Annotated in this window: 22 protein-coding genes; 4 read left to right on the forward strand and 18 right to left on the reverse strand. The window is 40.8% G+C overall.

Translation table 11 applies throughout. The features are described from left to right. Positions 1–116: 116 nt before the first annotated feature. The 9 genes from A8805_RS10560 to A8805_RS10600 form a co-directional block, all read right to left on the reverse strand. Entirely contained in the window at positions 117–719 is a 603-nt protein-coding gene (locus A8805_RS10560) for a hydrolase (protein ID WP_109710875.1), read from the reverse strand. A 32-nt stretch (positions 720–751) separates the two neighbouring features. Continuing rightward, positions 752–1,582, reverse strand: a complete 831-nt coding sequence (locus A8805_RS10565) for a 4Fe-4S binding protein (RefSeq protein WP_109710877.1) — start codon at positions 1,580–1,582, stop codon at positions 752–754. 206 nt (positions 1,583–1,788) lie between these two features. Then, positions 1,789–2,745, reverse strand: a complete 957-nt coding sequence (locus tag A8805_RS10570; RefSeq protein ID WP_242992338.1) for an ABC transporter permease — start codon at positions 2,743–2,745, stop codon at positions 1,789–1,791. A 23-nt stretch (positions 2,746–2,768) separates the two neighbouring features. Further along, a complete protein-coding gene (locus tag A8805_RS10575) occupies positions 2,769–4,289 on the reverse strand; it encodes a sugar ABC transporter ATP-binding protein (RefSeq protein WP_109710881.1) in 1,521 nt (506 codons plus the stop codon). 4 nt (positions 4,290–4,293) lie between these two features. Then, positions 4,294–5,394: a sugar ABC transporter substrate-binding protein gene (locus A8805_RS10580; protein WP_109710883.1), complete on the reverse strand. Its 1,101-nt coding sequence runs from the start codon at positions 5,392–5,394 to the stop codon at positions 4,294–4,296. Between the two features lie 59 nt (positions 5,395–5,453). Further along, positions 5,454–6,230: an SDR family oxidoreductase gene (locus A8805_RS10585; protein ID WP_109710885.1), complete on the reverse strand. Its 777-nt coding sequence runs from the start codon at positions 6,228–6,230 to the stop codon at positions 5,454–5,456. A gap of 20 nt (positions 6,231–6,250) precedes the next feature. After that, complete coding sequence (locus tag A8805_RS10590) at positions 6,251–6,748, reverse strand: YjbQ family protein (RefSeq protein ID WP_109710887.1); 498 nt, start codon at positions 6,746–6,748, stop codon at positions 6,251–6,253. Positions 6,749–6,752: 4 nt separating this feature from the next. Next, on the reverse strand, positions 6,753–7,463 hold the full coding sequence (locus A8805_RS10595; RefSeq protein ID WP_109710889.1) for a triose-phosphate isomerase: 711 nt from the start codon (positions 7,461–7,463) through the stop codon (positions 6,753–6,755). Positions 7,464–7,488: 25 nt separating this feature from the next. Then, complete coding sequence (locus A8805_RS10600) at positions 7,489–8,289, reverse strand: sugar phosphate isomerase/epimerase family protein (protein WP_109710891.1); 801 nt, start codon at positions 8,287–8,289, stop codon at positions 7,489–7,491. Between the two features lie 317 nt (positions 8,290–8,606). Between A8805_RS10600 and A8805_RS10605 the strand changes: the two genes are divergently transcribed. Both A8805_RS10605 and A8805_RS10610 read left to right on the forward strand, forming a co-directional pair. Further along, the gene (locus tag A8805_RS10605; protein ID WP_109710893.1) at positions 8,607–9,656 is read left to right on the forward strand and encodes a LacI family DNA-binding transcriptional regulator; all 1,050 of its coding nucleotides are present in this window, start codon (positions 8,607–8,609) and stop codon (positions 9,654–9,656) included. A 1-nt stretch (position 9,657) separates the two neighbouring features. Continuing rightward, positions 9,658–11,199: an FGGY-family carbohydrate kinase gene (locus tag A8805_RS10610; protein WP_109710895.1), complete on the forward strand. Its 1,542-nt coding sequence runs from the start codon at positions 9,658–9,660 to the stop codon at positions 11,197–11,199. Positions 11,200–11,327: 128 nt separating this feature from the next. On the opposite strand, the gene A8805_RS10615 is transcribed toward A8805_RS10610, so the two are convergent. From A8805_RS10615 to A8805_RS10655, 9 genes are all read right to left on the reverse strand, one after another. Next, complete coding sequence (locus tag A8805_RS10615; RefSeq protein ID WP_109710897.1) at positions 11,328–11,765, reverse strand: MarR family winged helix-turn-helix transcriptional regulator; 438 nt, start codon at positions 11,763–11,765, stop codon at positions 11,328–11,330. Between the two features lie 53 nt (positions 11,766–11,818). Next, the gene (locus tag A8805_RS10620) at positions 11,819–12,364 is read right to left on the reverse strand and encodes a glutathione peroxidase (protein WP_109710899.1); all 546 of its coding nucleotides are present in this window, start codon (positions 12,362–12,364) and stop codon (positions 11,819–11,821) included. A gap of 10 nt (positions 12,365–12,374) precedes the next feature. Continuing rightward, the gene (locus A8805_RS10625; RefSeq protein ID WP_109710901.1) at positions 12,375–12,797 is read right to left on the reverse strand and encodes a flavodoxin family protein; all 423 of its coding nucleotides are present in this window, start codon (positions 12,795–12,797) and stop codon (positions 12,375–12,377) included. Positions 12,798–12,994: 197 nt separating this feature from the next. After that, positions 12,995–13,561, reverse strand: a complete 567-nt coding sequence (locus A8805_RS10630) for a DUF4256 domain-containing protein (RefSeq protein WP_109710903.1) — start codon at positions 13,559–13,561, stop codon at positions 12,995–12,997. Positions 13,562–13,595: 34 nt separating this feature from the next. After that, positions 13,596–14,336, reverse strand: a complete 741-nt coding sequence (locus A8805_RS10635; RefSeq protein WP_109710905.1) for an SDR family oxidoreductase — start codon at positions 14,334–14,336, stop codon at positions 13,596–13,598. Positions 14,337–14,488: 152 nt separating this feature from the next. Next, positions 14,489–15,655 (reverse strand): SAM-dependent methyltransferase, encoded by a 1,167-nt coding sequence (locus tag A8805_RS10640; RefSeq protein WP_109710907.1) that lies wholly within the window; start codon positions 15,653–15,655, stop codon positions 14,489–14,491. A 95-nt stretch (positions 15,656–15,750) separates the two neighbouring features. Next, on the reverse strand, positions 15,751–17,118 hold the full coding sequence (locus A8805_RS10645; protein WP_109710909.1) for an MATE family efflux transporter: 1,368 nt from the start codon (positions 17,116–17,118) through the stop codon (positions 15,751–15,753). Positions 17,119–17,208: 90 nt separating this feature from the next. Beyond that, the gene (locus A8805_RS10650; RefSeq protein WP_109710911.1) at positions 17,209–17,829 is read right to left on the reverse strand and encodes a TetR/AcrR family transcriptional regulator; all 621 of its coding nucleotides are present in this window, start codon (positions 17,827–17,829) and stop codon (positions 17,209–17,211) included. Positions 17,830–17,916: 87 nt separating this feature from the next. Further along, positions 17,917–18,408: a metal-dependent transcriptional regulator gene (locus A8805_RS10655; protein ID WP_109710913.1), complete on the reverse strand. Its 492-nt coding sequence runs from the start codon at positions 18,406–18,408 to the stop codon at positions 17,917–17,919. 455 nt (positions 18,409–18,863) lie between these two features. On the opposite strand from A8805_RS10655, the gene A8805_RS10660 reads away from it, so the two are divergent. Continuing rightward, complete coding sequence (locus A8805_RS10660) at positions 18,864–19,520, forward strand: metal-dependent transcriptional regulator (RefSeq protein ID WP_109710915.1); 657 nt, start codon at positions 18,864–18,866, stop codon at positions 19,518–19,520. A 27-nt stretch (positions 19,521–19,547) separates the two neighbouring features. After that, positions 19,548–20,486, forward strand: a complete 939-nt coding sequence (locus tag A8805_RS10665; RefSeq protein WP_109710917.1) for a metal ABC transporter solute-binding protein, Zn/Mn family — start codon at positions 19,548–19,550, stop codon at positions 20,484–20,486. Positions 20,487–20,491: the final 5 nt, after the last annotated feature.

The following is a 20,491-nucleotide window of genomic DNA, read 5'->3' on the forward strand; positions in this document are numbered from 1 at the left end:
AATATTAAGATGATGCTTTACAGCCAAAATGCAGCTATTTTTAAGGTAGTCCCTCATGTCAAATAACAAATTCGGGGAAGCCAAACACCTGGATAGTGTCTGCCTTCCCCTTTTGCTTAAATACAAATTATCTGTGTATAATTCTCCATTTCACCTCTGATACTTTCTTCACAGGAACGCATAGCCAGTATGGTTTTTTCAAATAATTCATTTAACTCCCAGCCAAGATTTTCCGCGCCCTGACGGATAATATCCCTGGAGCATCCGGCCGCAAATTTTTTATCTTTGAATTTCTTTTTTATACTGGAAACTTCCATATCCATTACACTCTTAGAAGGACGCATCAGGGCCGCGGCCCCAATTAATCCTGTCAGCTCATCCGCTGCAAACAAGACTTTCTCCATCTCATGCTCCGGCTTCACATCACTGCAAATGCCGTACCCATGAGAACAGATAGAATGAATCATATCTTCTCCCACGCCACCTTCCTGCAAAAGTTCAGGTGCCTTCTGACAGTGTTCCTCCGGGTAAAGTTCAAAATCAATGTCGTGCAGTAATCCGGTAATTGCCCAGTAATCCGCTTCACCGCCGTACCCAAGTTCATTGGCATACCAGCGCATAACACCTTCTACCGTAAGTGCGTGTTGGATGTGAAATGACTCCTTATTATATTTCTTAAGTAACTCAAATGCTTCTTCTCTGGTGATTTTGCTGTTCATAATTATAATCCGCCTTTCTCTTTCAATACTTTTTATCGGTCAATCCGCCTGCCTTTTGGTTTGCCATGCTCACAGGGTACACCAGTCTGACATTTGCCACACCCATAATATGGATAAAACTGTTCTTTCGTTTTATTGATATATGCGGCGCATAATGCCTGATCCTTTCCCTCCTTCGAGATAGCATGTACCGGACATTTTCTGGCACATGCCATGCATAGGGTACAATACTCGTCATAGCTGTCGTACTCTCTTGACGTAGCCTGGGTCTTCCAATCTGTAATAACACTTCCAAACCGGCCTGCCATTCCCTTTAAGGTAATCATTCCACGTGACAGCCCAAAAGTGCCCAGCCCGGATATGTATGCCACATGACGTTCCGACCAGTTACTTGTATAACCCAGCCCATCTTCTCCAGGGGCCTCAGCAGAAAAGAACCTGGAATCCACAGCTGGTGCTTTTGCCTGGTAACCAGCAGCAGTAAGGTTTTCCGACAAGTAGGCCAGCAGGCTGATAATAAACACCTGACCTTCTATACGTCCATGCAGCCATTCATCAGCAGGGCGGACCTTTTCCAAAGCATTGGCACGCCGTATCTGCTCTGTAAATGGAAGAAAGAAACTAATAACCGTCTTTGCGCCGGGCAGCCATTCACTGGGAAGCATAAAATGAGGTCCTATCACATCAGGGTCCTTTAATCCCGCATACAAAGAATCCTCCGCGTCTGAGTACCCAATGACAGGCTCGTCGTATAACTTCATCCCAGCCAAATCCTCTCTGAGGGCCTCTTCCTCATATACTCTGTTTCTGGGGCTTTGCTCCACATATCCTTTTATTAAACTATCAACTTGTTCCTGCTGCATATGTAATTCCCCCTATTCACAATTGATTGCATTATTCTTTCTATTATATATTTTCAAATCCCCAAATACAACCTGCAAATCTTAAACATACAAAAAGGAATGCTGTATAATAGCAATTTACAGCTATTATACAGCATTCCTCCCCTATGTATCCAAAATCAATTTTTATTAATTTTAATAACTTGCTATGAATCCTATATATTATCTTATCTGACTTGCTCAGATTTCAGCCTAAATGCATCCAAAAGCACGGCGATAAAAATAATGAGACCATTTATCATCTGTACATAGTAGCTTGCAACCCCCAATATCTGAAGTCCTACTTGAATAACAGTAAGAAGTAAAACGCCCCCCAATACCCCAAGTACATTTCCTTTACCTCCACTACAAGCAACACCGCCAATAACAGTTGCTGCAATATTGTTCATATCATAGGAAGTCCCAAAAGTTGAAGTAACCGCACCCATATACGCGGACAAGAAAAAGCCGGCTATACCTGCAAGCAGTCCTGAAATTGTAAATGCAATTATCTTAACTCTGTCAATCTTAATACCCGATACATAGGCTGCATGTTCGTTCCCTCCTACAGCATACAAACTCCTGCCATATGGAGTTTTATTCCACAAAATATATACAACAACAAACACGATTACTAACGCAATTGGAAGAGTTGGGATGCCTGCAATATTTCCTTGTCCAAACCATTTATATGAATCAGGAACACTCGTTATCGCCCTGCCTTGAGTGATTGCTAAAAAAGCGCCCAAAAGTGTTAATTTTACGGCAAGTGTTTCTACTAAAGCAACTGCTTTTAATTTAGCAATCAAAACACCATTCATTGCTCCCAATAAAGCTCCAACAACAAAAATCATTAAAATCGCTATGGGCGTCGGACACCCCTTTTCGATTAAAAGAAGGCCTGTTGTTGCCGAAAACGACATAACACCTAATAAAGACAAGTCAATCAACCCTAACATAATGGCAAATGCCTGGGCAAAAGAGAGAATACCCAGAACCGTTGCCTGAGACAGAACATTTCCCATTACAGTTGTAGTAAAGAAACTTTTTTCCAGTCCTCCGACTACGACAATTGCCAGTATTAATAATATCCAAACTATATTGTTTAATAAATTCTTTCTTATCTTAAACCATTTACTATCCACTGTTATCCCTCCATGTTCTCATCTCAAATAATAGCCGGTTCATCCGCAAGAGAGTCTCGAATACTGATTATGTCATCGTGAGTCAGATTTTCATTTCTTACATCTTTCACCAATTTTCCTTCATTGAAGAATAAAATACGGTCCACCGCTCTGACTAACTCATCAAAATCATTTGTCAGGTACAATACGGAAGTCTGCTTTTCCTCAACGATTTTTATAACATTTTCAATAATTTCTTCTCTGCTCTTTATGTCAATTCCTATTGTTGGTTCATCCAGCATAAGAAGCTTTGGTGAACTGCTGACTGCTTTGGCAACCACTACTTTTTGCTGATTACCTCCTGATAAGCTGCTTAATTTGTCATAAATGGCATTAGCCTTTATATGAAATAAGTCGAAATAATCCCTGGAGATACCTTTTGATTTATTCTTATCAACAAAACCAAACCTGCCCTTTAACATTGAGTACAACAATGGAAGACTTATATTTTCTTCTATCGTCATAAGGTCTACTATGCCTTCTTTATGGCGGTCATTCGAAACATATGATATCCCATTTTTAATGGCATTCCATGGTGACTTTGCCAGCATAACACCGCTGTCTTTCACAATAATTTTTCCTGACCTTACTTTTTCCAGACCAAAAAGTGTTCTCAAAAACTCTCTGGCACCCGACCCTGGAAAACCTACGACTCCAGTGATCTCCCCTTTATACAAATTTACCGAAACATCTTTTAAAATGGAGCCTGAAATACGATCTACCTCCACCAGAAGATTTCTCTGATTGTCATCTGCTGTTCTTTGCCGGCGGATTAGCTCTACTTCCTCACCAGCAATTAAATTTGCAAGTTTTTCTTCATGCAGACCATCCTCATCCATTCCCGTAAAGGAGCATCCATCACGAATAACCGTAACATCATCAGAAAGCTCCACAACTTCCTGTAAGTAATGGCTGATAAAAATAAAGGAGGTTCCCCGTGCCTTCAGTTCGTTCACAAATACAAACAACTCTGCTCTTTCTTTCGTTGACAGTGCCGTTGTTGGTTCATCTAGAATAATAACCTTTGCGCCTCCATGCATAGCCCTTACTATATTAACTTTTCTTTGGTCTACTGCATTTAGGTTTTTTACCTTCTCCTTAGGGTCTACTTCAAGTCCGTATTTTTTGAGTTCTGCCTCTGCCATTTTATAAAGAGCTTTCCAGTCCACAAAGCCCTTTTTTTCGGGCCAAATTCCCACAAAAATATTTTCACCCACCGTCAGCTCAGGAACAATACTCGCATGTTGAGGTACCAGCTTTATTCCCATATTCTGCCTTTCAAAGACAGAATATGGGGTTACATCTTTTCCCTCTAAAGTCACAGTGCCATCATTTTGTCTGTAAATTCCTGCTATAATATTCACTACGGTTGACTTTCCCGCTCCATTTCGTCCCAGAAGTGAGTGTATCGTCCCTTTTTCAACAGCAAAACTAACATCTTTAAGAGCCTGGGTAGCCCCGAACCTTTTATTGATATTTTCTACTTTTAGAACGATTTCTCCCATAGCTTTATTCTCCTTCAGCTTTCAGCGCCTGTACACCCCAATGACCCTCATCTTCTATATTAGATGCATCCAGTACGTATGGCGGTACACGAAGAATCGGGCCTGTTTCTCCTGACATAAACTCTGCTGTTTTCCAGTAAAATTTTTCATTGGTATATGTTCCCGTTGTCGGAACCTCTTTGCCTTCAAAAATATAACTACTTAATACATCCATTGCCATTGGTCCATAAGCATAAGCATCTTCCACAACAATTGCATCATAATAGCCATCTTGAAGATATTTCACCGCATCAGGTTCTCCATCTCCTGTTACCATGATTACATGCTTTTCATCATCCACCGGATACCACAGTCCGGCCACTTGAAGGGCTTCTGCACAGCCAAGTCCCGGATCATCAGAAGGGCAATGCACTGCATCAATATCTCCATTGTATTTTGCAATAACATTTGTCAGCGCCTCCTGTGATTTTCCTCTTTCACCTTCACCCGGCACCTGAACATAATCAATATCGGGATATTCTTTCATTACGGAATCAAATCCATCTTTTCTAAGTCTCCATGATTCTGAACTCATAGCACCATATACGTTTACGACCCGCCCTGTTTCAGAGCCATTTTTTTCTTTGAGTTTTGCCAGTATCTCCTCTGCGGCCATTTTCCCGCACTCAAAGTTATCAAACTGAATCGTACAGTCAACTACTGCCGTAGAAGCCGGATTATCTACCATAACAATTGGAATACCTGCATTTGTTGCTGCATTTGTCGCATCATTGAGTGCATCTGAATCCACTGTATTTACAATAATTGCTTTAGGCTTTTTTGTTATAAAGTTCTTCATCTGATCATTTTGTAAAGTGGAATCATTATTACAATTTGCCACCTCCGGAACATACCCGGCTTCACTGACAGCCTCTTCCACTTTTTCCTGAAGGGCAACATGGAAATACTGATTTAACGTTTTTTGTGTATATGCAATCATATTGCTGCTTTCCCCACTGCTTTCCGAGCCATTTGAACTGCTATCGTTTCCTTCTTTATTTCCACAGCCCACTAAACCAATTACCATCACTACTGCCAAAAATGCTCCTATAACTCTCTTCTTCATCTATTCTTCCTCCCATTTTAAAGTCAGGCGGATATTCGCAATCCGCTTCCTTGATTCGGTTAAAAACAAGTATAAGCTCCATCTATCCTGAAATCGGCTCCCGTTGTATATGAACTGGTATCGCTGGCCAAATATACAGCAATACCCTGTAATTCTTCCGGCTTCGCCATTCTATGTACTGGAATCAACTTCTCCCATTGTCCGATCAGCGGTGCCAGGGTCGAATCATTTAATGTCATTTCCGTTGCAACATATCCTGGGCTAATCGTATTAACCCTGACATTTTTCTCCGCCCATTCTACAGCCATATTTCTGGACATAGCGATGACTCCCGCTTTAGAAGCTGCGTATGAACACTCTTTTTGAGGTATATTGGTAATGTGCGCTGACATGGATGCTGTATTTATAATAGAGCCGCCGCCTTGCTTAATCATTACCTTTCCCGCCGCTTGTGCTGTTAAAAATGTACCCGTTAGATTCACATGAATAACTTTGCTCCAATCTTTAATATTATCCTCCTCAATTGGAACTGTATGTCCTATACCGGCATTGCAAAATGCTACATCAAGCCTTCCAAACTCTTTGAGAATAATCTCCATCATCTCATTCACCTCTTCCGGCTTCGTAATATCTGCTCTAATAGCAATCATTTTGTTGCAATGCTTTTTTTCAATCTCTTCAGCAACCTTCTTTGCTTCCTCTAAATCTACATCTACAATAGCAATATCTGCTCCGGCCTCTGCCAAGGCTGTCACAAGACTTTTTCCGATGCCCCGTGCCCCTCCTGTAACAAATATTTTTTTGCCGTTTAATCTCATTTTTTCAATAATACCCACTTTTTACCTCCTCTTGGCCCCTATTCCCCTACGATCTGTACTCTTACATTTCTTGTTCTTGCACGAGTCTGGTCCATATCTGTAAAATAGATACGCCCAAATTCACCTAACACCATTTCGCCGTCTACAAGTGGAATAGTCTCTGACCGCCCCAACAGTACAGACCTCAAATGTCCATCGGTATTTAAAAGCCACTCTGACCTTTCATCCCGCAGTTCCATTGCGTTTTTTACATGGATGGGGCCTGGGTGCAGATATTGCCCCTCATTATTACAATTAGGAATTATTTTTTCCAAAACATTTACCATATCCTGAAGAATCAATGGCACGTTCCAATAAGTAACGTCTTCTGAATCCTCCTGTAAAAAAACACTGCAGCTTGTATGCTGGGAATATACATTTACAATGCCTTCCTTAATTCCTGAGCTTTCAACAATTTTTATGACCCTTTCTGTTACATCATCAAAGCTTACCCTCTGCCCTGATTCAATCGTAAACACTTCATGAAATACAGCCATATTCTTATGCCTCCTCTTCCTTTTTTCTCTGTTTCCATGCTGTTGCAACTGCCTTTATCATCTTTTTCAGCATTAGTTCCGGCGATTCAGCCAGTATGATTCCGCTGGTTGAACCTGTAGCCTGTGCCCCCGCATGGATAATTTCATATACGTCATTCTCATTTTGAATACCCGCACCATGGAGTATCTGTATATTTTTGGATATTGAATGAACTGCTTCATTTATAATTTCAATTGCAATTGCATCCTCTTTACTTCTGGCCCCTTTTCCTATTAACTCCGGGGATTCCGCCAAAATGATATCTGGCTCCAGAGCTGCGATCATCCTTGCCTCCTTCACATTTGCTGCACATACCATAGAAATTAGTCCAACTTCTTTTGCTCTTTCAATACATCTTGATATCTCAGTAATTGTTAGAGGCTTTTCTGCATGATTCAATAAAACCCCTTCTGCACCAGCTTCCTTTAAAGCCTCTGGCAAAACAGCACCTACACCTCTCCCTGGTTTTAATGAATCCATATGCTGCGCAAATACTCGAATGTTTTTTGTTGCATCTGCAATTCTTCTAATGTCTGTATACTGTGCTGTAAAAATAATGTCTACTTCATATTCTTCTGCCAGTTCATCCGCAGCCTTAGCAAGTTTCAGCGCTTCCTCACCATACAAATATGCTTTAGGACCAATTTCAAAAAACGGTACCCTTAATTTTTTCATACAACCTCACCTGTACCTTCACCTGCTAAATCATTTTTTTCAAAAACTCCGCTGTCTTTGGCAGTGTTTCTTCCGGGATGCCGCAAGTACTGCACTCTAAGTTAAGGAATCCATTATACTTAATATCCTTTAATGCCTGAAAACATGTTTTCCAGTCTGTCATTCCGTAACCTGGCAACAGGCGGTTGTTATCCCCCAGATGCACATGTTTAATTGAACTTCCGGCATATAAAATACTTTCTTTAAAATCAGCTTCTTCAATTGACATATGAAAAAAATCTGCCAGAACACCTACATTTTTCATTCCAACTTTATCTACTACATCTTTACAATCCTTAATACTGTTCATAAATAAGCTTTCATATCTGTTAATTCCTTCAAGTAACATAGTACCTTGTGTACCCTCTAATGGTTCAGCAACCTCCCGGTACATTTCTAAAAATTCTTCTTCCTGGCTTTCACTCATCTTTACATATGGGTTAAATAGTGGAAGGGGATTTTGCGGGCCATATGAAAATTCCAATTCCGTAACCGCCCCTATCTCAGCACATACCTGTGCTGCTAATTTATACATCTCTCTACTTTTCTTTCTGATATCCTTATCTGCATCCATCAGATGGCCATAGATTTCATCTCCAAAAACAAACTCACATGGCTTTACCCCTGTTTTCTTTTCCAGCCCTAAAACTTCCTGATACATTTTGTCATTCCACTCTTTGAACTCAACAAAAACAGCTATTCCTTCATATCCCCATTCTCTGATTATATTTGCCTTTTCAGTAATACTTGCTCCGCTAACCATAGAGCTAGTACAAGCTAACTTCATATGTCCCTCCTTTTTACAACGTTGTAATTTTGTTTTAAAAAAATTTTTCTTTTACTGATTTTTTCCGGAAAATATTTCAAACGTTGTAATTACAATAATTTATTTTATTCATTATGTCAATATATCATTTTTATTTTATATATTAATTGGTTCATTTTCACAAATATTCCTCTCTATATTTGTGTATTATGCACTTTTATTTTTTGATTTCATTTCCAACTATTGTTAATCTTTTCACCTGCACATTGACAACGTTGTAATTATGTTGTAATCTTTGTAAATACAACCTCACTATTTGAAAGAAAGGATGACCCTTAATGACTTCTGATAACGGACAAAAACCTGTTACAATTAAATCAATAGCGCAAGAGTTAGGAATATCTTTTTCCACAGTTTCAAAAGCGCTGAATAATAATCCTGCAATTAAGGAATCTACACGTGAACTTGTTCTTAAAAAAGCAGAGGAAATGGGGTATATTCCCAACCCCCTTGCCAAAGGATTAAAGAGTAACTCCACGAAGACGATTGCAATCATTTTTAATGATATTGAAAACCCCGTTCTTACATATATATTCAAAAATATTTCTATTGAAATGGAAAAGCATGGATATACGACTATGATTTTTGATTCACAATTCAGTGAACGCCAGGAGCGGGCAAATATTATAACTGCCCTTTCCCGGCAGCCTGATTTTATTATCCTGGAGCCGGCGAAAACAGCATCTTCTAACATAGAGCTATTATCTGATGTTCACAAAAAACTAATTCTTCAAGGCGCACGTTATGACTTAATAAACTGTCACCATGTTTATATTGATTATGCATACGGAGGATATGCTGCTGCAAAAGAGATGCTGGAAAATGGCCATAAAGACTGTTTGGTAATAACAGTTCCCCTCTCTTTTCCTATAAGCGAGCAATTTGTTCTTGGTATTGAACGTGCTTATAAAGAATATGGACTTATTTTTAATCGTTCAATGATAAAAACCACTCCCGCAACTATAGAAAATGGCTGCGAAGTAATACAAAACCTATGGGACTATGATTTAAAAAAATTTACTCTTCCGTTTACTGGAGTCCTCACCTTTGATGATGCACTTGCCCATGGGGTTTATAAGGCTGCTGCACAGTTTAATCTCAGTGTACCAAAAGATATTAGCGTAATTGGATTTGATGATAATCCTTTTTCTGCATTTTCCATGCCCCCCCTCAGCACCGTACATTTGCCTAAAGAGCGCATGGCTCAGAGCTGTATTACCATTCTAACCTCTGTATTAGTTCAACAACAAACAAATATGTGCATATATTCTCTCGAACCATATTTGGTTAAACGAGAATCTGTACAATCAATAAATTTGGAGGTATGACATGAACATTATTTCTATAGATTTAGGAACAACCAACATAAAGGCTGCAATCTATAACTGCAGCTTGTCTCTTATTACTCTTTTATCGGAGTCTGTCACCTATGACCGGGATAACGATTTTGTGGAATTTGATGCTAATGAGTATTTTAATAAAATCATATCCATGATTCGCCATGCATCAGCAGAAGGGAAGAAATTCAATAATGAAGAGGTTGGTGAAATCATCCTCACCGGACAAGCTGAGTCTCTTATTGTATTGGGAGAGAATAACGAACCAATTTATCCTGGAATATCCTGGTTAGATATGCGTTCTAAGGAAGAATGCAAAGAGTTATCCCAACACTTTGATTCTGATGAATGTTTCCATACTACCGGCCAGCCTGAACTTATACCAACCTGGCCCATCACTAAGCTGCTTTGGCTGAAAAAAAATGAAGCCCCCACTTTTGAAAAAGCAGTTAAATATTTATTATTAAAAGATTACATCATCTATCGGTTATGCGGAAATATGCTTGGTGATTACACCATTTATAGCTTTTCACATTACTTTGATATAAGCAAAAAATGCTATTGGAAAGAAATTCTTGACTATTGTGGAGTACGGTTAGACCAACTCCCCCCGGTTGCGCCCTCCGGAAGTATTGCCGGACACTTAATAACAGCACATGTTGATGAAAATATAGGACTTACCAGACGTACCAGAATTAATATAGGCACTTTAGATCACTTTGCCGGAATGATTGGCACTGGAAATACTGCCCCGGGAATGATAAGCGAATCAGCTGGAACCGTTTTATCTATCTCTACTCTTGTTGCCGCTCCACTTTTCGGGAAAAATAAAATTCCTATTTATTGCGGTCCCTTTCCAGAAACTTATGTCTTGCTCCCTGTTTGTGAAAGTGGGGGTTTTAGTATGGAATGGTACAAAAACAACTTTTTCTCTGACATTTCTTACGATGTCATTAACAGGGAACTTGAGAAATGTGATAAGGTTACTGCACCAATCTTTCTTCCCTACCTTACTGGTGTAAATGCACCTGATTTTAATGAAAATGCCTCTGGTGTTTTCTTTGGATTAAAAGCACATCACACTAAATATGACCTTGCCCTGTCAGTTATGCAGGGAGTCGCCTGCCTGCTTAAGAAAAACCTTGACACAATGAAACAAGAAGGGATATCTCCAACCCGTATTATCTCTACTGGCGGTGGAGCAAAATCTTCACTATGGACGCAGATAAAAGCGGATATTACCGGATGCATAATTGATATCCCTGAAAATGAAGAAGCCCCATGCTTAGGGGCAGCGATAATTAGTGCTATATCCCTGGGCTATTTTGGCACTTACGAGGAAGCACTGGAGAAATCTATCAGAATACAAAAAACATATCATCCCATTAAAACTACATTTAGTACATACGATATATTTGAGAAACTTTACAGCTCTTTGACAGATGTTTTTGCCTATCACAAGGAAAGGGAGAGAATAGCAATACTGCCTCCCCATTCTATAGATACTATCCCCTCTGCAAGTTCTCCTGTATAGGTAACCCTGCCCAGTGCAATCCTCCGGGGGATTTTTATATAATAGGAAACACAGTTTCCTATTATATAAAAAGAACCGCTGCTCAGAAAGTGACTGTGAACTCACCTCTTCGCAACGGCTCCTGTTTTTTACGATTCAAATTCTCCCAATAACTTATATAAGGTTTTATAAAGGATTTTTGCCTCCTCCGGTTCCAGCTTCATGCATTCTCCCATGCGTTCTGGTATTTGGACTGCTTTTTCCTTTAAAGCTTCTCCATTCTCTGTCAGGGTGACATTCAATACCCTTTCATCCTCTTTTGTTCTGGACCGCTTTACCCAGCCTTTCTGCTCCAGCTTCTTTAAAACCGGTGTCAGTGTCCCGGAATCAAGGTAAAGATGTCCTCCCAGTTCTTTTACGTTCATCTGCTTATGTTCCCATAAAACCATCATCGTAATATACTGGGTATAAGTCAGATCCAGTTCATCCAGATATGGCTTATATAACTTTACAATTTCTTTGGAACAGGCATATAATGGAAAACATAATTGGTTTTTTAATTTTAAAGCATCATACTTACCAGCCATTTATCCCTCTCCATTATTATCCCCCAAAAAGTGCAGCACACCTTTCTGTGGGGTTATAATAATTCTTCTACTCTTTTTTCTACTTCAGAAATATCCTTTGTCGGTTCAAACCGCTCTACAACATTACCCTGTCTGTCAATTAAGAATTTTGTAAAATTCCATTTAATATCCGGTTCATCTTTGTAGTTTGGATTAGCCTCTCCCAACATTTTCTCCAGAACAGGTGTCAGTTTATGCTCCGGCTGAAATCCTGCAAATCCTTTCTGCTCCTTAAGATACTTGAATAATGGTAATGCGCTGTCTCCGTTTACATCAATTTTAGAAAACCGCGGGAAAGTAGTCCCAAAATTCAAAGAGCAGAAGTTTCCAATCTCTTCATCGGTTCCAGGAGCCTGCCCACCAAACTGATTACATGGGAAATCCAAAATTTCAAATCCCTGGTCCTTATGCGCTTTATACAGTTTTTCTAAGTCCTCATATTGGGGCGTAAATCCACATTCTGTCGCCGTATTTATAATTAAGAGAACTTTTCCTTCATATTCCTTTAAACTAACATTATCTCCTTTTGCGCTTTTCGCTTCAAATCCATAAATACCCATAGTGTTCCTCCTATCTTTTTCCTGAATTTATTATTCCGTTTACAAATTCCTGAACTCTCTTCAAATCTTCTGTATCAGGTCTTCGCCGATGTAACATTTTAAAGCTTCCTCTGCAATGAAATTCCCGTTCGTCTACCGGAATCCCCTTCTGCTCTAATAGCTGCTTTACTTGCTTATATGTGGATGGAAGCAAGGCTGCGGTACTGAAATTTACCACTTTTTTCACCTTGTCTTTATCCAGTGCGGAGATAAATGTTTTCACCTCATTATCTATGCCTGCTGCATATACAGCGCTTCCAAGGAATAAAACATCCACCGGTTCTGTTACAGGCTGCTCAACAGTTTCGGCAGGAATACCTGCTGCCTGGCTTATTGCATCTGCCAGCTTTTTCGTGTTTCCTGTTTTTGAATAGTAACGAATCGCTGTCTTCATTTTATTTTGCTTATCCCTCCTTTAATTATATATAATTTAATTGTTCGCAATCTTTATGTTCAAAATATAGCACAACTTTTCCAGATTTGTCAATACTTTTTCCCCTTTTTCAAACAGAATAAAAGCAAATAGACCTTGCTGACTTCTTTAAATCAGTAAGATCTATTCTTTAATGCAGCATTCAGTCATTTAGTATCCTAAATCCGCAGCACCCCCCTGAATCCTCTTGCAGAATAATAGCTTTCCACTCCATTATGATACACAAATACTGTATCATAGCGGCAATCGCAAAAGAGGCCGCCGCCAAGTTTTCTAATATCATCTGGTGTTTTCACCCAGCTTGATGTTTTCAAATCGAACTTCCCAAGCTTTTGCAGCTCCCTGTATTCTTCTTCTGTCAAAACATCAATTCCCATATCTGAAGCCATCCCAACAGCACTGTTTTCCGGCTTGTTCTGCTTTCTCGATGCCAGCGCCTGAGGGTCATAACAGATACTTCTGCGCCCTTTGGGACTTTCCGGCGAACAGTCATAAAAAACATATTCATCCGTTTCCTTATCATAGCCCACAACATCCGGCTCTCCGCCTGTTGCCTCCATCTCTCCCAGCGACCACATTTTTTCAGGGTTTGCGTCCAGCCTTTCCTGTACTTTGTCCCATTCAATGGCTGCATGCCGGTCCATGTTCTTCTCAAACCGGGCTTTTAATGTTTCAAGTAACTCTTCACGCTGCTTTGATGACAATTTCTTTTTTCCATTCTCCATAGGGAAACCTCCTTCTCTCTTAAACTATCCTTTTCTATTCTCTAAATTCGCTTTCCTTGTTTTCCGGGTCTGTATTCAATGTCCATCCAAAATCGCCAGTGTAAATCATTTGTTTTGTCATCCCACCGTCAATACAGATATTTTCTCCGGTAATAAACCCAGCCTTATCCGAGCACAGGAACAATACCATATTCGCAATATCAAGAGGATTCCCCACCCGTCCGGCAGGATGTTGTATTGCATCTTCTCCTGCATATTGTGTAAATGCCGTATCAATCCATCCAGGAGAAATAGAATTGACCCGTACCTTCCCAGCTAAACTAACCGCCATTGAGTGGGTCAGTGCATGAATACCACCCTTTGCTGCCGTATAACTTTCAGTATCGGGCTGACTCATCCGGTCACGGGAGGAAGAAATATTCACAATAGAAGCATTTGATGAGAAATGAGGTAAAAACAACTTTGATAAATAAAACGGAGCTGTAACTCCCACGCGCAGAGCATAGTTAAATTCGTCATAAGAGCAGTTTGTCATACCTGCCATCGGCGGCATCGCATTGTGGATCAGATAATCTACTTTCCCGTAATCAGAAACCACTTTTTTAGCAAAGTCAGTTAGTACCTGTTCCTCCGCCAGATCCCCTATATAATAATCATTGGGAAGTATATCAATGACACAAACAGTGGCCCCGTTTGCGCGAAACTCATCTGAAATCGTTTTACCAATTCCCCTTGCACCGCCTGTTACAACAGCAATTTTATCTTGAAATAACATAGCGTCATCATCCCTCCAATCTTTTAATGCATCATCTTCTCCTTATTTTATTCTTTTTCAGGCATAAAGTAAAGCGGACTTCTGCAATCCGCTTTACTGTTTATCTTTCTATTCAGTGCCCTTTCCGGCCGGGCTCAATTACATCTTTATTTCTAATACCACCTGGTCATTGGTAATTCGTTATTATGTCCCTTTGTCATTAATATCTGATGCAAATCAATGATTCCATTATTGAAGGTTGCTGCGCAGGAACATAAATATAAGTGCCACATTCTCGTAAATCTAGCCCCCATCTTCTTTTCTATTTCTTCTCTGTTCTTACTAAAATTTCTTTCCCAGCATAACAAAGTCCTGTTATAATGCCTTCTCAGACTTTCGATATCTAACATATAAAAATTGTACTCAGAAGTCAAATTAATGATTTCCCTCAGACTTGGAATTACGCCTCCCGGGAAGATGTATTTTTTTATCCATGCATCACCGGGATACTCTTTTAATGCACTGATAAAGTGCAGCAGAAACATTCCCTGGGGTTTTAATACCTGGCCCACACATGAGAGGAATAGATTATAGTTATCCCGCCCGACGTGTTCTATCATTCCTACACTAACCACTCTGTCAAACAGCCACTCCTTTTTAGGCAAATCCCTATAATCCAGAATTTCTACGCTTAATAATTCTGATAATCCTTCGTCCACAATTCGTTTACTGAATTTTTCATATTGTTCCTGGCTAAGTGTAATACCAGTCCCGCGGACGCCATATTTTTTTGCGGCTTCAATCAGTAATTCACCCCATCCGCATCCTATATCCAAAAGCTCCATTCCCGGCTTAAGATACAGCTTCTGTAATATTCTTTCTATTTTATTTTTCTGAGCTGTGAGAAGGGTATCCTCTTCTGTTTTAAAATATCCACAGGAATAACTCATTGTTTCGTCCAGCCAGAGCTGATAAAAATCATTTCCTATATCATAATGGGAAGTCACTTCTTCCTTCTGATTCTTTTTGGACAGTGAGGAATAAATCAATTTCTTCAATGCCTTTGTATCTGTATGGAATTTTCCCATCTGCCCCAGAAATTGATTCAAGGCCTGATACAGGTTCCCTTCTATTCCAATATTTCCATCCATATATGCTTCTCCCAACGCAATGGATGTACTCGACATCAGACTTGACAATGGGATATCCTCTTTTACAGAAAGGGTAAACACAGGCTCTCCATCCCCTATTTTGTGCTCCTCTCCGCTTAGTTTTACCATAAATGGATGCTCGTCAAACTTCTTTAAAAAATTTACTATTGCATTATTGCTTATTGACATATTCTCTTCCTCCAATCTAATTCAACCTATAAAACAATTCTTGACGGATTGTAAGAAATGTATTCAGCTATGATTATGCTCTCTATTTAATGTTTTTATATCTTATTTTCTCTTAATCTGTTAAACTCCTTCTTCACCAGCAGCATTGTCCAAAGAACGATAACAGCATCAATTGCAAGGGAACCATAATATATGCCACTCACTCCTACGACTTTTGGCAGAAACAGCATCACAGGTATGTAAAACACAACCTGCCTTGCTATGCCAATAATCATGGCAGGCTTACTCTTATCAATAGCTGGAAATAACGTCATTGCCATAAAAATAAAGGATAGCACCGGCAGAATTGCCATATAGACCCGGAAGTACAAAAACTGCGTGCCCGTAAAAACCTGATCCTTTAACATCATACCTAAAATAGAGCCAGGTGTGACAAGAGAGATGATCCAGAAGGGCAGGGTCAGCAGAAGTGCGGCCGCGGCAAATATCTTGTATGAGCGTATGACCCTGTCGTACTGCTTTGCGCCGTAGTTAATACCGATGACCGGCTGAAGGGCACGCATCAGGCCAAAGATAGGTGTAAGCAGAAACTGAAATACCCGGTAAACCACCCCATAAAAGGCAATGTCCGCAATAGTACCATACCTTGCCAGCGCATTAAATACCACCAGCCCCTGAATCAGGCTCATAATAGACATAATCAGAGAGGGCATACCAAGCCGCACCACAGAAGATGTAATCTCCCTGTCTCCTTTTAGCGAAACCAGGTTCGCCTGAAAGGTTGCCTTATCCCGTCCGAAATAGATCCAGCCCATCAGTGTATAGACAAACATGCCCACGTTCGTGCCCCAGGCCGCGCCTTCAACGCCCATATTAAAAATTACCATAAAAATATAATTGAAAACAGCGTTGACAATTAAGCCGACTCCCATCATCCAGGCTGCTGTTTTCATCCTTCCCTCTGCACGGATAATCATATTACCCGCAAGTCCGTAAATCCAAAAGAATGCACCCACCGTACATATTCTAAAATAACTGACTCCGTAAGCAAGAGCCTCACCCTGTCCGCCCATCATTGCAATAAGAGGCTCTGCAAAAACAAAGGCTACAACCATATAAAGAATGGCACATATAATAGACAGCCGGTTTACCACCCCCAGCAGATTCCTTTGTGTCTTTATGTCCTTTGCACCAATAGCGATGCTCAGCACCGAGCCGGCACCCACACCGATGAGCGAACCAAAGGCAGTACTAATCTGGGAAAGGGGATAGGCAAGGGACACCCCGGCCAGAGCAACGTCGTTTACAAACTGTCCCACGAAGATAGCATCCAGCACAGCATTAAAACCATACAGCACCATAGCCACCACAGCAGGCCATGAAAGCTGGGCCATTACCTTCCACAATCCCTCATTCAGTATAAATTGCTTTTGTTTTTCCTTTGCATCAATTGCATTGATCATGATTATTCCTCCTGTAATAAAAAAGTTGCCTTTAAAGTTAGTTATTACTAACCAGAGACTAAATAAAATCCCCTTTTCTAAAAGGGAATTTTATACGGGTGTTCTAAACCCCAGGACCCGGTTCCAGTTGAACAGGTCACAGACCAGCTTACAGTGGGCTTCCACCTGGTCCCATGTGTAACCATGGATGAAGGGTTCGTAGATTGTGGTCCAAAATGCAGAGAGCAGAATGTGCATTTCCTCTATGGAAATATCCACATGGGTCAGTCCCCGCCTTCTGGCTTCCAAAAAATACTCATAAGTTTTTACGGTCATTGTTTCCACGAAGTCGTGCTGAAAATTGGCATACCGGGTTCCCCCTGCGCCTGAAATAAGCAGTACAAAACCATCATGATATTTATAGAGAAATTGAAACCATGCCGTCATGTTTTCATCCATCTCCCATGCTTTGATAAGTGTTTCGTCAGACAAATCACATGCCTGTGCGGCACTTCGCTTTTTCACAAAGTCATCCAATGCTGCAGCCGTATCCGCTACCACAGCGCAAAACAAATCTTCTTTTCCCTTGTACCGCTTATACAGGGCGCCCGTAGTAACCCCTGCTTCTTTACATATTTCTTTTAAAGAGGATTTTTCAAACCCATGGGAAAGAAACTCCTTTTTTGCGCTCTCCATGATACGTGGGTCAATGGAGTGATCCGGTTTGGACATCTGACAGTTTCACCTCCTCACACAAAACTGATAATTCAATTATCAGTTTAGCAGGCGACATCGAATCTGTCAAGCAGCCTTTGAAGTTTAGATTTCAGAAAAAGCAGTTCCATCTCTGAAGGACTTAAACCGGCGGTCAATATCTGGATTTTCTTCAAAGAATCTCAGCAGTGTCTGGATTTTCAATACCGTAGAAGCGGACAGCATATGCTCGACCAATTCTGTCTCTTCCAATGGGTTAGAACTTCCGGCCAAAGTAAAAAAATGCTCTATAATATTATGGCGTTCCAGCAAATATGCCCCGGTTATTCTCCCTTCTTCAGTCAACAAAATGCTGTCAAGGCTGTCATATTCCAGATAACCCAGCTTAACAAGCCGGGACACCATCTTTGATACAGATGACGGCCGTACATTCAGACATTCGGAAAGTTTATTTACGCGAGTATAACTTTCTTCCAGACATAACCGGTAGGCCATTTCAAGATAATCCTCCAAAGCAGGTGTAAGCCCGCTCTCATTTTGCTTTTTTAGCTGATATCCCCGGACAGTACGAAATTCATTTTCTGCAGGCTTACTCATAAACATTCATCCCCTATATGTTTTTATACAATATATTCGTAACACTTTACCCTTAGTCATCATAAATTAGTCATGGGAAACAGTATTTCCCGCCCCTAACAAATCAGGCAGTTAATATTATTTTTTAAAATTATTTGCATTTTTCATCATTTAGGCATATAATACAATTAAAATTAGGTATACCTAAATAACGGGATGTATAAGATTAGTAATGGAGAAAAAGAATGGATGATTATGTAAAACGGTTATTTCGACGCAAAATACTGAATTTATCCGCAGCCGCTTTCATCTTACTGGCTGGGGTACTTGTGGAAATGTTCATGTTTTCTTGAGTATTAACAATTCAGGAGTATACCTTATTGAACATTAGCAGCTCAATAAGTATAGAATAATGCTTTTTGAAGTGAAACTGCTGAAATCATACAACGCATTTGCGTTAAACGGAGGAAGATAAAATGACACCTAATAAAGAGGACTACTTAAAAGCTATTTATAAACTTGGAGGTATGGAGGAACTGGTTGGCAATAAACAAATTGCGGAAGCTTTACAGATCGCCCCTGCTTCTGTTACAGAAATGCTGGGAAAACTGAAGCGGGAGGGATTAATCCATTACGAGCCTTATAAAGGATCCCGTCTGACATCTGAAGGAATCCGGTCTGCGATCTTACTGGTGCGCGGGCATCGTCTTTGGGAGGTCTTTCTGATGCGTCATCTGGGCTACTCATGGAGCGAAGCTCACGAGGACGCAGAACTGCTGGAGCACATTACTCCCTCCCGTCTGACAGCCCGGCTGGATCAATTTCTGAATTACCCGGCGTATTGCCCTCATGGAAGCGCTATTCCTCACCCTGACGGACATATCACCCTTATGCCTCTGCAGGCTCTGATCCATCTTTCCACCGGCACGGAGTCTCATATCCGGCGTGTAACGGAAGAAACAGAATTGCTGGATTACCTGCAGGAAAGTGGAATTGTAATTGGAAGTTCTGTCCGCATTATAGAGGCGGCGCCTTATGAAGGGCCATTTACACTAGATTTGGAAGGAAGACGTGTTCAAATCAGTTATAAAGCTGCCAGTCAAATCTTTGTAGATAAGGTGGAAAATTTATAACACAACTATATTATTTAGGAGGTTTTTATGAAACAAAAAATCAAAAGACTTTTCAGCGCGGTATTAAGCTTATCCTTACTGCTTGCAGGCTGCTCAGCTCCCGCAGCAGACACTGGATCCACGGAAGATAAATTGAACGTTGTCACTACCACCACGATGCTGGCGGACTTATCCACCGTTATTGGCGGCGGACGGGTTACAGTGGATGGTCTGATGGGCCCCGGTATTGACCCTCACCTTTATCAGGCCAGTGAGGGGGATGTGTCCCTGATGCAGAAAGCGGATATCGTAGTATATAACGGCCTGCATCTGGAGGGTAAGATGGGGGAAATATTTGAAAACCTGTCCGGACAGGAAGCCAACGTCATCTGCATTGAGGATGGGCTGGACGAATCCAAGCTTCTGGCCTCGGAAGACGACAGCTCTGCACACGACCCTCACATCTGGTTTGATGTGTCTTTGTGGAAGGAGGCGGCAAAAGCCGTTTCAGACGGATTATCCAAGGCAGATCCTGACGGAAAAGAGGAATACGAAACCAATCTGGAATCTTATCTAAAAGAACTGGACGAAACGGATACATACATCCGGAATCGTGCGGCAGAACTGCCAGAGGCACAGCGCGTGCTGGTTACGGCTCATGATGCATTTCAATATTTTGGTAAAGCCTACGGTTTTGAAGTGCACGGCCTGCAGGGTATCAGCACAGATGCGGAAGCCGGCACAGCAGATGTGAGCGCTTTAGCTGACTTCATCGTGGAACGGAAGATTAAGGCCATCTTTGTAGAATCCTCTGTGCCCCCAAAAACTATTGAGGCGCTGCAGGCTGCTGTAAAAGCCAAAAACTTTGATGTTGCAATCGGCGGTGAGCTTTACTCCGATTCTCTGGGAGATGCCGAGGCCGGGACCGATACCTACATTTTGACCGTAAAAGCCAATATTGATACGATTGTGGATGCTTTAAAATGACGGGA

Source organism: Faecalicatena contorta (assembly GCF_003149105.1).
GTDB classification, from domain to species: Bacteria; Bacillota; Clostridia; order Lachnospirales; family Lachnospiraceae; genus Muricomes; species Muricomes contortus_C.

Coding starts and splice junctions, on each gene's coding strand:
- A8805_RS10580 (WP_109710883.1), bottom strand. CDS start 5,394: ATGAAGAAGAGAGTTATAGGAGCATTTTTGGCAGTAGTGATGGTAATT.
- A8805_RS10565 (WP_109710877.1), bottom strand. CDS start 1,582: ATGCAGCAGGAACAAGTTGATAGTTTAATAAAAGGATATGTGGAGCAA.
- A8805_RS10630 (WP_109710903.1), bottom strand. CDS start 13,561: ATGGAGAATGGAAAAAAGAAATTGTCATCAAAGCAGCGTGAAGAGTTA.
- A8805_RS10600 (WP_109710891.1), bottom strand. CDS start 8,289: ATGAAGTTAGCTTGTACTAGCTCTATGGTTAGCGGAGCAAGTATTACT.
- A8805_RS10625 (WP_109710901.1), bottom strand. CDS start 12,797: ATGAAGACAGCGATTCGTTACTATTCAAAAACAGGAAACACGAAAAAG.
- A8805_RS10575 (WP_109710881.1), bottom strand. CDS start 4,289: ATGGGAGAAATCGTTCTAAAAGTAGAAAATATCAATAAAAGGTTCGGG.
- A8805_RS10635 (WP_109710905.1), bottom strand. CDS start 14,336: ATGTTATTTCAAGATAAAATTGCTGTTGTAACAGGCGGTGCAAGGGGA.
- A8805_RS10645 (WP_109710909.1), bottom strand. CDS start 17,118: ATGATCAATGCAATTGATGCAAAGGAAAAACAAAAGCAATTTATACTG.
- A8805_RS10590 (WP_109710887.1), bottom strand. CDS start 6,748: ATGGCTGTATTTCATGAAGTGTTTACGATTGAATCAGGGCAGAGGGTA.
- A8805_RS10655 (WP_109710913.1), bottom strand. CDS start 18,408: ATGAGTAAGCCTGCAGAAAATGAATTTCGTACTGTCCGGGGATATCAG.
- A8805_RS10610 (WP_109710895.1), top strand. CDS start 9,658: ATGAACATTATTTCTATAGATTTAGGAACAACCAACATAAAGGCTGCA.
- A8805_RS10560 (WP_109710875.1), bottom strand. CDS start 719: ATGAACAGCAAAATCACCAGAGAAGAAGCATTTGAGTTACTTAAGAAA.
- A8805_RS10595 (WP_109710889.1), bottom strand. CDS start 7,463: ATGAAAAAATTAAGGGTACCGTTTTTTGAAATTGGTCCTAAAGCATAT.
- A8805_RS10660 (WP_109710915.1), top strand. CDS start 18,864: ATGACACCTAATAAAGAGGACTACTTAAAAGCTATTTATAAACTTGGA.
- A8805_RS10615 (WP_109710897.1), bottom strand. CDS start 11,765: ATGGCTGGTAAGTATGATGCTTTAAAATTAAAAAACCAATTATGTTTT.
- A8805_RS10620 (WP_109710899.1), bottom strand. CDS start 12,364: ATGGGTATTTATGGATTTGAAGCGAAAAGCGCAAAAGGAGATAATGTT.
- A8805_RS10650 (WP_109710911.1), bottom strand. CDS start 17,829: ATGTCCAAACCGGATCACTCCATTGACCCACGTATCATGGAGAGCGCA.
- A8805_RS10665 (WP_109710917.1), top strand. CDS start 19,548: ATGAAACAAAAAATCAAAAGACTTTTCAGCGCGGTATTAAGCTTATCC.
- A8805_RS10640 (WP_109710907.1), bottom strand. CDS start 15,655: ATGTCAATAAGCAATAATGCAATAGTAAATTTTTTAAAGAAGTTTGAC.
- A8805_RS10605 (WP_109710893.1), top strand. CDS start 8,607: ATGACTTCTGATAACGGACAAAAACCTGTTACAATTAAATCAATAGCG.